Genomic DNA, 397 nt, shown 5'->3' on the forward strand with positions numbered 1-397 from the left:
CTGCAATGAAAACCGCCACAACCACGCTCGTCCTGCTCCTCACCACCCTCGCCGCAGCCTCAGCCACGCACGCTGCGGCGCCGGCCATCGCGCCCCCCGGCACCGCCACGCTGGAAGCGCTGCTGGCCTGCAAGGCCGGCTCGAGCTTCAGTGCGGCCGACGCCATCGATGCGCTGCAGGCCGCCGGCCTGGCCAAGAAACCGGGCGGCACCTTCGAGCCGGAGGACAAGCCGGTCGCGCTGTTTGGCGGCACGGTCACCAGTGCCGATGTAAACGCGGCCGAAGGCGAGAAGAGCCTCTTCGTGTACTTGAACGGCGTCGATTCCAAGCGCCTGGCCAAGGCCTGGTCGGTGACCGAGGTCAACGAGCATGCCAACACCGAAGAGCCGTCGTACGT

At 68.0% G+C, this 397-nt stretch carries 1 protein-coding gene; it reads left to right on the forward strand.

What is annotated here, in order from left to right; genetic code table 11:
* The coding region (locus HOV91_RS39370; protein WP_217441630.1) for a hypothetical protein at positions 1-397 on the forward strand (397 nt) is incomplete at both ends.

Source organism: Nocardia barduliensis (genome assembly GCF_013315795.1).
Classification (GTDB): Bacteria; Actinomycetota; Actinomycetes; order Mycobacteriales; family Mycobacteriaceae; genus Nocardia; species Nocardia barduliensis.